General features: G+C 61.6%; 11 protein-coding genes. 4 read left to right on the top strand and 7 right to left on the bottom strand.

The window, feature by feature from the left end; translation table 11 throughout:
- Window positions 1-11: 11 nt before the first annotated feature.
- The 4 genes from PVZ78_RS13710 to PVZ78_RS13695 form a co-directional block, all read right to left on the bottom strand.
- Entirely contained in the window at window positions 12-1313 is a 1302-nt protein-coding gene (locus PVZ78_RS13710) for an IS4 family transposase (protein ID WP_273828291.1), read from the bottom strand.
- Window positions 1314-1592: 279 nt separating this feature from the next.
- Window positions 1593-3011, bottom strand: coding sequence for an efflux transporter outer membrane subunit (locus PVZ78_RS13705; RefSeq protein ID WP_273828821.1), 1419 nt, complete (start codon window positions 3009-3011; stop codon window positions 1593-1595).
- Window positions 2995-4161, bottom strand: a complete 1167-nt coding sequence (locus PVZ78_RS13700; protein WP_273828820.1) for an efflux RND transporter periplasmic adaptor subunit — start codon at window positions 4159-4161, stop codon at window positions 2995-2997. Before PVZ78_RS13700 ends, PVZ78_RS13705 begins: the two co-directional genes overlap by 17 nt.
- Entirely contained in the window at window positions 4151-7372 is a 3222-nt protein-coding gene (locus PVZ78_RS13695; protein WP_273828819.1) for an efflux RND transporter permease subunit, read from the bottom strand. Before PVZ78_RS13695 ends, PVZ78_RS13700 begins: the two co-directional genes overlap by 11 nt.
- 223 nt (window positions 7373-7595) lie before the next feature.
- Between PVZ78_RS13695 and PVZ78_RS13690 the strand changes: the two genes are divergently transcribed.
- The gene (locus tag PVZ78_RS13690) at window positions 7596-8006 is read left to right on the top strand and encodes a PA0061/PA0062 family lipoprotein (RefSeq protein ID WP_053268764.1); all 411 of its coding nucleotides are present in this window, start codon (window positions 7596-7598) and stop codon (window positions 8004-8006) included.
- Between the two features lie 123 nt (window positions 8007-8129).
- A complete protein-coding gene (locus PVZ78_RS13685) occupies window positions 8130-9185 on the top strand; it encodes a PDDEXK nuclease domain-containing protein (RefSeq protein WP_273828818.1) in 1056 nt (351 codons plus the stop codon).
- Window positions 9186-9203: 18 nt separating this feature from the next.
- On the opposite strand, the gene PVZ78_RS13680 is transcribed toward PVZ78_RS13685, so the two are convergent.
- From PVZ78_RS13680 to PVZ78_RS13670, 3 genes are read right to left on the bottom strand one after another with little or no spacing between them, the layout of a single operon-like run.
- On the bottom strand, window positions 9204-9572 hold the full coding sequence (locus PVZ78_RS13680; protein WP_080710522.1) for a DUF7079 family protein: 369 nt from the start codon (window positions 9570-9572) through the stop codon (window positions 9204-9206).
- Window positions 9569-10351, bottom strand: coding sequence for a hypothetical protein (locus PVZ78_RS13675; protein WP_124303714.1), 783 nt, complete (start codon window positions 10349-10351; stop codon window positions 9569-9571). Before PVZ78_RS13675 ends, PVZ78_RS13680 begins: the two co-directional genes overlap by 4 nt.
- Window positions 10352-10361: 10 nt before the next feature.
- Window positions 10362-10907, bottom strand: coding sequence for a PAAR domain-containing protein (locus tag PVZ78_RS13670; RefSeq protein WP_096373841.1), 546 nt, complete (start codon window positions 10905-10907; stop codon window positions 10362-10364).
- 206 nt (window positions 10908-11113) lie between these two features.
- On the opposite strand from PVZ78_RS13670, the gene PVZ78_RS13665 reads away from it, so the two are divergent.
- Window positions 11114-11554, top strand: a complete 441-nt coding sequence (locus tag PVZ78_RS13665; RefSeq protein ID WP_273828817.1) for a carboxymuconolactone decarboxylase family protein — start codon at window positions 11114-11116, stop codon at window positions 11552-11554.
- A gap of 2 nt (window positions 11555-11556) precedes the next feature.
- Window positions 11557-12450, top strand: coding sequence for an RNA polymerase sigma factor SigJ (gene sigJ, locus PVZ78_RS13660; RefSeq protein WP_273828816.1), 894 nt, complete (start codon window positions 11557-11559; stop codon window positions 12448-12450).
- The last annotated feature ends 429 nt before the right edge of the window (window positions 12451-12879 follow it).

Raw genomic sequence — 12879 nt, 5'->3', positions numbered from 1 at the left:
GGCCATCCCTTTCAAGGTCTTTTCGTTTTGGCAGCCTTGATGACCCTGTCTGTTGAAACGTGGGCATGTACCGCCGTCCCTTGAACCCATGTCCTGGGCTTGGGTACCTTGGGGCCTCGTTGGCTTTTGGCGACTTGCTTGGGTTGAATGTTCTTGGCTAATTCCAACAAGCGCTGGGCCAGTTTTTCCATTGAGACGATCGGTAGATATTCGACGGGCAGAGCGATCTGCATGCCCTCATATCCAGCTCTGACCTGGATCGCCAAGTGATAGATCGAAGCCTCCCAGCCCTCAGGCTGAGTCTCTCGATGAGCGTGTTCGACGCTGCGCTTGAGCAAGGCCAGTACGTTGTACGCCAGCACGGCAGTGGTGAATCCAAGCAAGGCAGCTCGTGGACTGCCGAGAGATTCAATTTCACTTTCCAGAATGGCTTCCAGTCGCTGGAACATCCCTTCAATACTCCAACGACGGCGATAGAAGTCCGCGATCTGCGGTGCGCTGATGCTCTCGGGCAGGTTGCTCCAGAACATCAAACTGCGGTCACCTGAGTCGTTTGGTGAATGGAGCGTCAACTCGATGCGTCGCCACTGATGCCCCCCTCTTACCTCAATGCTTTGTTCACGCACCGTACCTGTTGCAACAGGCAAAGATGCTTGCCACTCGCCCTCTTGAATCAGGCGCGGGTGCTTGGCCTGCTGGCGAATGACAAATGACGTTTTCACTTGTTCACAGGCCTCCATTACAGGAAGCGTGCAGTAGAGCCGATCAGCGATCCAAACCTGGTTCGTCTTGGCATCGGCCAGTAGCGGCAACACGCAGACTCGCTCGCTTGCGTAGGCGTCTTCGCAGGGTTGCAGGTCAATGACCTGATCCAGGTCGGGATCGTAGACCACGACCGAGAATCCGGGACGAGCCGCTCCGCGCTCGTGCCGTAGTACTCCAAGGCGCTTTTCGGTGGACGCCAGGTGGCTGCCGTCTACCACCCGAACCTGCCAATCGGGCAGCATGGCTGAGCCCCCCAACTCCTTGATCGTCGGAGTCAGGCGCTGCGCGCAACCTGTGACCAAGGCGCGCAACAGAGCCGGTTCGGTACGGCTGACCTTGTCGTAAAGGGCCGCCAGGCTAACCGGAAGATCCTCCAGCTGCTTGGCCGCGGCATGTAATGACGGCTTCAAGCCCAATGAAACAAGGGACATGAGCTTAACGATGGTTGAGAACAGCAATTCGCGGGAGTACTGCCGTTGCCGGTGTTCTTCGAAAACCTGATCGACCCACTCCGGCGCAATGGCTTGCTCCAAGGCAAGTTTGGCCATCACGCTGGCAGGTGCTTTTTTCTCGAATCGCGCTAGTACATCGGCCCACATCGTTCGGGTCTTCCTGACTGAATTTCAGCGGATTTTACCCAAGACCTTGAAAGGGATGGCCGTAAGGGCGGAACCCTAAGCAGCCGTGACCGCAGCAACGGATATGTACCCAATATCCAGTCCCCCAACGCTTCTGATGCACAGAGAAATCAGGTTTGCGACTGCTGCCCGATCGAGCGGAAACCAGCTTCCTCGCCACAGTTGGAGAGGATTCCATATCCGCTCAAATCAAGCGCCAGCTTTCCATCCCCCTCCCAATGCCACCACCAACCCCACACTCGCCTGCAACCGCCGAGTCTGCAGCGCCTGCAACCCCCGCTGCGCCTGCAACGCAGCGGTCTGCGCCGTCACCACCTCCAGATAACTCACCGCCCCCGCCTGATAACTGTTCATGGCCAAAGTCTGCGTATGCTCGGCGGCATTCACCGCCGCCTGCTGGTCCAGCGCCTCCTGCTGCAAATCCCGCAACTGCCCCAGGTTGTCCTCCACCTCGCGCACCGCCCGCAGCACCTGGCTGCGGTAATGGGCGGCGGCTTCCTCGAATTCGGCGTGGGCCTGGCGTTCGTTGGCGCTCAGGCGGCCGCCGTCGAAGATCGGCAGGTTGACCAGAGGCCCCAGCGCCCAATAGCGATTGCCCGCCGCCAGCAGGTTGCCGCTGCCCTGGGTCTGCCCGCCGAGCAGGCCGGTGAGGCTGAAGTCCGGGTACCAGGCGGCCCGGGCGACGCCTATGTTGGCGTTGGCGGCGAACACCCGGCGTTCGGCGGCGGCGATGTCCGGGCGGCGTTGCAGCAGGGCGCTGGGCAGCTGTTGTGGCACGCCGGGCAGGGTCAGTGCCTGAGTGGCCGCGGGCAACTGGAACTGGCTGGCCGGTTCGCCCACCAGCTCGCCGATCGCGTGTTCGGTGAGGTTGCGTTGCCCGCGCACTTCGTCCAGCTCGGCCTCGGCACTGGCCAGCTGGCTTTGCGCGCGGGTCAGGTCCAGCTCCGAGGCGATCTGCCCCTGGTAGCGGCTGCGGGTCAGTTGCAGGGCCTGGGCGTAGTCGTCCAGGGACTGGCTGAGGATCGCGCGCTGCGCATCCAGGCCATTGAGCTGCACATAGAGCGCCGCCAGCTGCTGTTGCAGGCTCAGCCGCGCCACCGCCAGATCGTCGGCCGAGGCTTCGGCCTGGGCGTCGCCGGCAGCCACCTGGTTGCGAATCCGCCCCCACAGGTCCGGGTCGAAGCTCAGCGAGAAACCGGCGGTGTTGCTGTTGTACACCGAAGGCTGGCTGCTGCCGCGCAACGGCCGGTGGTCCGACTGCCGTTGGCGCAGCGACTGTCCGCTGGCGCTGATCTGCGGGAACAGCCCGGCGTGCAGCTGGCTGGCGTAGGCCTGGGCCGCGTCGAAGTGCGCCAGCGCCGCCGCCAGGTCCGGGTTGGCCTTGAGCAGGCGCTGTTGCAGGTCATCCAGGCGCGGGTCCTGGTACAGCAGCCACCACTGGCTGGCCAGTTGATCCGCCGGTTGTGCCGGATGCCAGGGCCCGTCGCTGGTCTGTTCGCGGTAGTGGGCCGGCAGGTCCACGGTTGGCACCTGGTAGCCGGGCGCCAGGGAGCAGCCTTGCAAGGCCAGCAACAGCAACACAGCAAGCGGTTCAAGCCTTGGGCGCATGCTCACCTCCGGCGTCGGCCAGTTGCACCAGGTCGCCTTCGCGCAGGGCGTCGGGCGGGTTGTCGATCACCCGGTCGGCGGCTTGCAGGCCCTGGTCGATCACCAGCCGCGCGCCGAGGTCGAGGCCGATATGGATGTCGCGCAGGTGCACGTGATTGTGCTCGTCGAGCAGCGCCACCTGGGTGCCCTGGGCACGGAAGATCAGGGCGCTGGCCGGAATGCTCACGCCCCGGGTGTCGGCGGGCAGGGCCAGGGCGGCTTCGGCATAGTCGCCGGGCAGCAGCGCGCCGTCGGGGTTGTCGGCGACGAACTGGGCGAGCAGGGTACCGGAGCGTTGGTCGATGGCGGTGGAGTCGCCGAGCAGCCGCGCACTGAAGTGCTGGCCGGGGTGTTCCGGCACCGTCAGCTCAGCAGTGAGGCCAGGGCGGATCACGCTGGCGTAGTTCTGCGGCACCGGTACGTAGAGCCGCAGCTTGTGGGTGTCGGCCAGATCAAACAGCTGCGGATCGCTGTCGTTGTCGGCCTTGATCAACTGGCCGATATCGGTGTGGCGCGCGGTGATGGTGCCGGCGAAGGGCGCGCGGATGGTCTTGTAGTCCTCCAGGGCCGAGAGCCGCGCATAGTCAGCAGCGGCTGCTTCGGCATTGGCCTTGGCGGCCGCGGCGTTGGAGGTTTTTTCATCGGCTTCCTGGCGCGACACCGAGTGGCTGGCCACGAGATTCTGCCAGCGCACGGCGGTGGTCTGTGCCAGGCGCGCATTGGCTTGTTCCTGCACCAGCCGGGCATGGGCCTGCGCCAGCTGCTGGTCGAGGTCGGGGCTGTCGATCTCGGCGAGGACTTGCCCGGCCTGGACCTTGGCGCCGATGTCGCTGTTCCAGCTTTTCAGGTAGCCGCTGACCCGGGCGTGGATCGGCGCCTTGCTCCAGGCTTCCAGGTGCGCCGGCAGGCGCAGGGTGTCGCCCTGGCGGTTCTGCTGCGGCTGGAACACCAGCACCTGGGGCACGGCGGCGGTTTCGGTCCAGGCGGCCACCGCGCGTTCATGGCGGGTGCGCGCGGCCAGACCGTTGGCCACCAGCAGGGCGGCCAGGGTCAGGCCGCCGATGCCCAGCCACAGCAGGCGTTTGCGCGAAGGGGTGTGTTCAGGCGACATGGGTACTTTCTCCAGCGACAGCGCGAGTGGGGTGACGCCCGTGGACCAGGCTGAACACCACGGGAACAAAGAGCAGGGTGGCGGTGGTGGCGAGGATCAGGCCGCCGATCACGGCGCGGCCCAGGGGCGCGTTCTGCTCCTCCGACAGGGCCAGCGGCAGCATGCCGATGATCATCGCCAGGGCGGTCATGCACACCGGGCGAAAGCGCGTATAGCCGGCCTCCAGCGCGGCCTTCAGGGCATCGCCGTGTTCCGCCAGGCGTTCGCGGCAGAAGCTCACCACCAGGATCGAGTTGGCCGTGGCCACGCCCATGCAGAGGATGGCCCCGGTCAGCGCCGGCACCGACAGCGAGGTGCCGCTGAGGAACAGCATCCACACAATCCCGGCCAGGGCCGCGGGCAGCGCGGTGATGATCACGAACGGGTCGAGCCAGGACTGGAAGTTGACCACGATCAGCAGGTAGATCAGCACCACCGCGCCCAGCAGGCCCAGGCTCAGGCCGCTGAAGGCTTCATGCAGGGCGTCGATCTGCCCGTGCAGGCTGATGGTCGCGCCCTTGGGCCGCAGCGTTTGGCTGTCATCGAGGACTTTCTGGATATCCCGGGCCACGCCGCCCAGGTCGCGGCCCTGGACGTTGGCGTAGAGGTCCAGTGTGGGCTGGATGTTGTAGTGGGTGACCACCGCCGGGCTGTCCACCCGCGAGATGCTCGCCAGGCCGCCGAGGATCTGCGACTGGCCGTTGCTGCCGGTTACCGGCAGGGCCTCGAGGGACGGCAGGCTGTCCAGGCGGTATTGCGGGGTGGCGGCGACGATCGAGTAGGACACGCCATTCTGCGGGTTGAGCCAGAAGGTCGGCGCCACCTGGGAACTGCCGGCCAACGACGCCACCATGCTGTTGGTCACGTCGCGCTCGGTGATGCCCAGGCCATTGGCCCGCAGGCGGTCGACCTTGACCGCAAGCGAGGGGTAGCCGGTGGACTGCTGGATGCGCAGGTCGGCGATGCCCGGCACATGTTGCAGGCGCCGTTGCAGCTCCAGGGCATAGGCGCGGTTGGCGGCGCCGTCGGGCCCGGAGATTTTCACGTCCAGCGGCGCCGGCGCGCCGAAGTTGAGGATCTGGCTGCTGATGTCCGCCGGCAGGAAGGCGAACTGGCTACCGGGGAAACTTTCCGGCAGGGCTTCGCGCAATTGCTTCACGTAGTCGGCGGTCGGCGCGTGGCCGGGCTTGAGGGTGACCTGGATATCGCCATCCTGCGGGCCGATGGTGCCGCTGCTGCTGTAGGCCATGTCGATGCCGCTCAGGGGGATGCCGATATTGTCGATCACGCTGTCCAGCTGCTCCGGCGGAATCACCTCGCGAATCCGCGCCTCGATGCGGTCGAAGGCCGCCGCGCTTTCCTCGATCCGCGTGCCCAGGGGCAGGCGCACATGCAGGGCCAGGGCGCCGGCGTCGGTGGCCGGGAAGAAGTCCTGGCCGAGGCTCGGCAGCAAGGCGAAGGAGGCCAGCACGCAGGCGAGGAAACCCAGCAGGAAGCGCTTGCGGTGGGCCAGGGCCAGGGTCAGCAGGCCGTGGTAGGTGTCACGGACATTGGAGAAGCGCCGCTCGAACCCCTGCTGGAACCCCAGCAGCCCGCGCACCAGGGCATGCCGCGGCGGGGCGTGCTGCTCGCCTTCGTGGTGGTTGATGAATTCGTCTTCCGGGTGATGCCCCGGGCCTGCTTCCGGCACATGGGGCTTGAGCAGGTACATGGCCAGGGTCGGCACCAGGGTCCGCGAGAGGATGAACGAGCTGGCCATGGCGAAGATCACCGCCAGCGCCATGGGCCGGAACAGGTAACCGGCGATGCCCTGCAACAGGAACATCGGCACGAAGACGATGCAGATGCACAACAGCGAGACGAAGGCCGGGCCGACGATCTGCTTGGCGCCGTCGAGAATCGCGGCCTTCACCGCCTTGCCCTGTTCCAGGTGCCAGTTGATGTTCTCGATGGTCACCGTGGCGTCGTCCACCAGGATCCCCACCGCCAGCGCCAGCCCGCCCAGGGTCATGACGTTGAGGGTCTGGCCGCTGGCGGCGAGCAGGGCGATGGCCGCGAGCACCGCCAGGGGGATCGAGGCGGCGATGATCAGGGTCGAGCGCCAGCTGCCGAGGAACAGCAGGATCATCGCGCTGGTCAGCAGCGCGGCGATGATGCCTTCGCGGGCCACGCTGCCCACCGATTGCTTGACGAACACCGAGGCGTCGCCCAGCAGCGAAGTCTTCAGCGCCGGCGGCAGGGTTTCGTCGATGCGCGGCAGCATCTGGCGGATGCCATCGACGATCGACAGGGTGGAAATATTGCCGTTCTTCAGCGCCGGCATCAGCACCGCGCGGTGGCCGTCGACCCGCACGATATTGCTCTGCGGCGGCGAGCCGTCGCGCACATGGGCCACCTGGCCGATGGTGATCAGCGCACCGTCGACGGTCTTGATCGGCAGGTCGTTGAGCTCGTCGATGGCGGTCGGGCTGTTGTTCAGCAGCACCGTGTATTCGCTGGCGCCGAGCTTGGCGGTGCCCACCGGGATGATCTGGTTCTGCGCCGCCAGGGCGTTGCCCACGTCCTGCGCCGACAGGCCCTTGGCGGCCAGCGCCTGCGGGTCCAGGTCGAGGGTGATCTGCCGTTGCTTGCCGCCCATGGGCGTCGGCATCGCCAGCCCCGGCACTGAGCTCAGGGGCAGGCGGATATTGTTCTGCACCAGGTCGCGGATCCTGGCTTCCGACAGGGTCGGGCTGGAGAAGGCCATCTGCAGGATCGGCACCGTCGAGGCGCTGTAGTTGAGGATCAGCGGCGGGGTGATGCCCGGCGGCATCTGCTTGAGCACGGTTTGCGACACCGCCGTGACTTGGGCGTTGGCGGTGCGGATATCCACCCCCGGCTGGAAGAAGATCTTGACGATGCCCATGCCCGGCAAGGATTGCGACTCGATGTGCTCGATGTCGTTGACCGTGGTGCTCAGGGAGCGCTCGTAGGTGTAGATCACCCGCCCGGCCATGGCGTCCGGCGACAGCCCGGTGTACTGCCAGACCACCGCCACCACCGGAATGCCGATATCGGGGAACACATCGGTGGGCGTACGCAGGGCCGCCAGCGGCCCGATGATGCAGATAAAAATCGCCAGCACGATAAACGTGTAGGGCTTGAGCAGAGCGGTCTTGACCAGCCCGAGCATGGGGTGGACCTCCGAGGCGGAAACAAAGCTCGGCAGTCTCCAGCGACCCACCTAACACGCGGCTTTCAGCCAGGTGAAGGAAGTTTTAGGTAAGGCCTGAATTTCCTTTCACGGGGATTCATTTGTCCTCTGCCCGGGGCCTCGACAAGCTGGATGGCAATCCGGCGCGGCTGCTTTTTTCGCTTCGCCCTGTGTCGATTTTTTTACTGCCGAGGTACCTGCCATGAATGCCAAATCCCTGTTGCTAATTCCCGCCCTGAGCCTGGTGCTGCTGTTGTCCGCCTGCGCCGGCCCGATGCCCCAGCCCGATCCGAAAGAAGCCTGGATCAGCCTCGAAGAAGAAGGCCCCAGCGACCTGCTGGCCGAACGGGTCGACGGCAAGAACGTCGACGACGGCCGCTACTTCGAAGTCCAACCCGGCGCCCACCGCCTGGACGTGACCCTGTTCGAAGAAGTCGGCGGCGACTCCAACCAGGTCGACTGCCACGGGCATGTGAGCTACCCGAACTTCCAGGCGGGGGAGCATTACAAGCTGGTGGAATCGACCCTGGGTACCGAGGTGCGGGCGCGGTTGTTTGATGCCCAGGGCAAGCAAGTGGCGAGTGCGCATGGGTTTGAGTGTATGCCGGGGTGACAGAGCTGTCGGCGTTGCTCAATCCAGGAAATTTCGCTCAATAGAAAGAGAAGCGGCTGACTGCACGTTGATTGAGGGCCGCCTGATGATGGTGGACTACATCCTTCAGGCAGGACCCATTTTATGAATCAAGCACTGCCATCCACCGATGCGGCCTTCAACGAAGTGGCGCAAATGATCGCCGCCGCGCGCCAACGGGCGATGCGGGCGGTGAACACCGAACTGGTGGAGCTGTATTGGCAGGTCGGTGCCTATATCAGTCGCAAGATCCAGGCGGCGGAGTGGGGCGATGGAGTGGTCGAGCAACTGGCGAATTATCTTGCGCGGCAGCAGCCGGGGTTGCGGGGTTTTACCCGAGCCAATCTGTTTCGTATGCGTCAGTTTTATGAGGTTTATCGGGATGAAGAGAAAGTCGCACCACTGGTGCGACAATTGTCTTGGAGCCATAACCTGGTCGTTCTTGGGCAGAGCAAACAGGCTAAGGAGCGTGAGTTCTACCTGCGCATGGCGGTTCAGGAGCAATGGTCGCGCCGGGAGCTGGAGCGCCAGATCAAGTCGGCCCTCTTTGAGCGCTCGCTGACCCGACCGGCAAAAGTCTCGACAGCGTTGAGACAAATTCATCCCGACGCCTTGAAGGTGTTCAAGGATGCCTATGTGATGGAGTTTCTCGACCTGGCTCAGGGGCACAACGAAGCTGATCTGCACAAGGGGCTGGTACAGCAACTGAAAGACTTTCTGATCGAAATGGGGCGGGATTTCTGTTTTGTCGCTTCGCGCTACCCATTGCAGGTAGGCGGGCGCGATTTTGTGCTGGACCTACTGCTGTTTCATCGCGGGTTGAATTGCCTGGTGGCCATTGAACTCAAGGTCGGGCGCTTCGAGCCGGAACACCTGGGCAAGCTGGATTTCTACCTGGAGGCGCTGGACCGTCAGGTGCGCAAACCCCATGAGAACCCGGCCTTGGGTGTGTTGCTCTGTGCCAGCAAGGACGACGAGGTGGTCGAGTACGCCCTCAACCGCTCACTCTCACCCGCATTGATCGCCGAGTATCAGACACAACTGCCGGACAAGAAGCTGTTGCAGGCCAAGCTGCATGAGTTGTATGCCCATCAACATAACGATGGGCTTGAGCCTGCGCCAACCGAAGAAAAACTTAACGCTGTGTTTGGGGTTAGTTAGTTACTAAAAACGCACAACCTAGTTTTCGAGGGTGGAGCTGTTTTTATAGTGCTTGGCTATCTCTAGCCAAATGTATTTGTATCTGAACTCAAGCCAGCGAATGAGTAATTTATCTTTCTTTTGTCTGAAGTAACTTTCGTTTCTGGCTTTCAACGTTCTTTTTATGTCCTTTTCCAGGTTTTCCAGATTGAAAGCTGACCATATCATGGGGATTACTGTTTCAAGATTCGTATGGCAGACAGGTGCTACTTCATGATAGAGAATTCTCTTGATTTCCTCTGGGTCGTAGGCTTCTGTCTGGCGTGCAATGGCTTCATAGTCAACTTCAGTGTCAACAAATGCATCGGACAATGCCCAGTAGACATAAGAGCGTTCTTCGTCGGTCATTGCACGTCCCATGTCAGGAACTCCTCCAACTCATCGTCAAGACTGTCTGCTGCGTACTCACCCAGGATGCCTCCCGCAATGCTGCCTGCGATCACAACGGCAATGGCGCAAACCGGGGCGCCGGGCCCACACAACATTGATACGCTCAGGCCTGCCAAGGCTCCGCCTGTGGCGCCACTACCCAAGATGATTCCTTGGCGTCCGGTTTCCTTGGCTTTGTTATCAGCTTTGTAAATCTCCGAAGCTGCAAAGGCTGCGGTCACGATCCAGGCAACTTTTCCTGTCACCTTCATCGTCTTGGTGCCTCGAGTAACCTTTGCATTATCCACGCCAGACTTTTTCAGAATCAGGTAATGGACTTTGGATTTCTCTGCGTCGGTTAAAAGGTCAAATTTTTTCTTGTAAAGTGAGTGAGCGTACTTGTCCAGGGTCGTTTGCAGTGTGGGCCCGTTGAGCTTGATATATTCTGCTACAGCGACACCTTGGGCTGATGTGAACTTTCGATGCTCATTCATGATGTTGTTACGCATTTCTTGGCAATAGGCGACACCGTCTTTGGCCGTGACGTTGCCTGCCAGCACTTCGGCTTCAACTAGTCGAGACATTTCCTTAATTTTACTTTGGTACTTCGCTCGAGTATTGGCATCTTTGATTGCATCAGTAGCAAAGCGTGCAGCAGCACCTTCCATTCCAGCAATCGCCATTTCCAAAGGTGAGCTATGTAGATCATGCTCTCTTTTTATAATGTAGCTGCCTGTAATGAGCATCGGTTCCGTCACGACTGGGTCCTTATCTCTGAATCTTGCTGAGAATGCTATCGAGGATTGAGACACTCTCTGAAGCGTCTTCAGTACCGTAATCAATCGCTGTGCAGGCCTTGCCTGTCGGGTTTGAAAATTTCACGGTGTTTTTTGCATCAAACACGCCTTGCATCACCGATCCATCTTCGAAGTGTGCAACACAGGAAAGCCCTTCATAGCTCTCGGTGGCCGGAATCTTAAAGCCAATCCAATTCCCAGGAATGGTCATGGGGGTAGGAGAGGTGAATGGTGCCGGCGTATGCGAATCTCCGATAATTATCGTGCCAGAGCCGCCTATTACGATGTTGCCATGAGTGCCGCCGGTATCGATGGTTGCAGCATTCTTGCCGTTGATGAAGACCGTTGAGGCCAAACCCGTCGACAGGGTACTGCCACAGGTACAAGTATCGTCCTGGCGTGCAGCTGGAAGCCCGTCGAAGAAAACGTTTGGGGAGCCTGTCGCTATTGGGTTGGTGCCGTGCCCTGGGATCGGGCAGCTGGTCGGGTCGGTTTGGCGTGCGGCTGGTTTTGCCATAATGACCTCCTGTCAATAAATCCTTGTTGGGGGCAATAACCTAACAGAGATCTCGCAGGCGTTGGGCGCCCGTGGCGTTGTTTGCTTTGGATGGGGTGCTTTTATCGGGCCGGGAAAAGATCCCCGAATTATTTTTCGTCACCCCGTCACAAACCCCCAGGCTGGCCCGTCATGTCGGTGTATCCCTCAATTAACGGAGCCACCCCATGTCATCCAGCCACCCGATCCAAGCCGTCAACCTGCTGCAAACCATCCCCGAGATCTTCGAAAGCCTGGGCCAGGTCCACGGCCTGATCGACGCCCATGGCCTTGCGCGCAAGCTGCACCACCTGGTGGTGTTGCGCGCCTCGCAGATCAACCAGTGCGGCTTCTGCGTGAAGATGCACACCCGCGAGGCCCGCGAAGACGGCGAAAGCAACGAGCGCCTGGACCGCCTGGTGGTCTGGCGCCATGTCAGCGACTTCAATGCCGCCGAACGCGCCGCCCTGGCCTGGACCGAAGCCCTCACCGTGCTGCGCGAAGACACCGACTTCGGCCCGTTGCGCGCCGCCCTGCGCGAGCATTTCAGCGAAGCGCAGATCGCCGCCTTGACGGCCGATATCGGCATGATCAACCTGTGGAATCGCTTGCAGGTGTCGAGGCACTGAGGATGGATCGAATCGATGACACGACGGTGTTCGAAAGCCGTCGCAGCTTCCTGCTGGGCCTGGCCTACCGCCTCCTCGGCTCGCGCGCCGAGGCCGAGGACGTGGTGCAGGACCTGTTCATCAAATGGCTGGAGGCCGACAAGGCCTCCATCGCCACCCCGGCCGCCTGGCTGACCACCGCCTGCACCCGGCACTGCATCGACCTGCTGCGCTCGGCCCAGCGCTCGCGGCTGGACTACGTCGGCACCTGGCTGCCAGAACCGATCCACAGCCTGCATCACAACTCCCCCGAACAGAGCCATGAACTGGCCTCATCGCTGTCCACCGCCTTCCTGCTCCTGCTCGAACGCCTGACCCCCAAGGAACGCGCCGCCTACCTGCTGTACGACATCTTCGACCTGGACTACCCCCAAGTCGCACAAACCCTCGGCGTCCAGGAAGCCACCTGCCGCAAACTGGTCTCCCGCGCCAAAGCCAGCCTGGGCAACACCCAGGCCCGTTACCAGCCAGACCCTTCGCGCCAGGAACAACTGCTGAGCGCCTTCCACAGCGCCATCACCAGCGGCTCGACCCAAGGCCTGGCCGCCATGCTCTCCGAAGACGTCGAGCTGTGCGCCGATGGCGGCGGCAAAGCCAGCGCCATTCGCGAGACCTTGTTTGGGCTGGAAGCGGTGCTGGCGTTTGTGGGCGAGTCGTTGAGCAAGTACTGGCGGGGGTATCAGTGGCAGGAGGTGGAGATCAATGGTGGGCGTGGGGTGGTGTTGCGGGGGGAAGGGGAGGTGATTGCGGTGGTGAGTTTTGGGTATGACGGGGAGGGAAGGGTGAACCGCGTCTTCATCATGCGGAATCCGGATAAGTTGGTGGGGTTGGGGCTGAAAGGTTTGCTCGCTCACTAATCTAGCTAGAGGCCTATTGAATAATTACCCTCATTGATAAGACATTTCTTGTGGTCCTGCGCAGGGGATGCCGAACCCAGTCATTTCGTCGGTGAGCCTCGTCTCTTGGGGACCTTGAGACGTGCGCCACGGTACCCTATACGCCAAGGCGAAGCGTCTATCGCATTAAAGGTCGGGAGTGGGGGCTCTCTTTGCGGTTTTATGGACAGGTGGTTCCAATTCAATCTGGATTCTTGAACTGTTTTTATATACAGTAGTGGGGCTATGTGTCGGTCTCAACGGTAGATGATAGAGCAAAATAGCTAATGAATTTATTTAGTGTTACACCGGTGGTGTATGTTTTTTGTATTGTTAGTTGTTGACTTTATAAAGTGACATGTTTGTTGTTTCTGATTGGTGGTGAGACGGCAAGTTTCTTTGGGGTTGTCG

It is taken from the genome of Pseudomonas sp. SBT1-2, assembly GCF_028640875.1.
Classification (GTDB): domain Bacteria; phylum Pseudomonadota; class Gammaproteobacteria; order Pseudomonadales; family Pseudomonadaceae; genus Aquipseudomonas; species Aquipseudomonas chlororaphis_I.
This window is presented reverse-complemented; position numbering and strand designations above follow the sequence as displayed.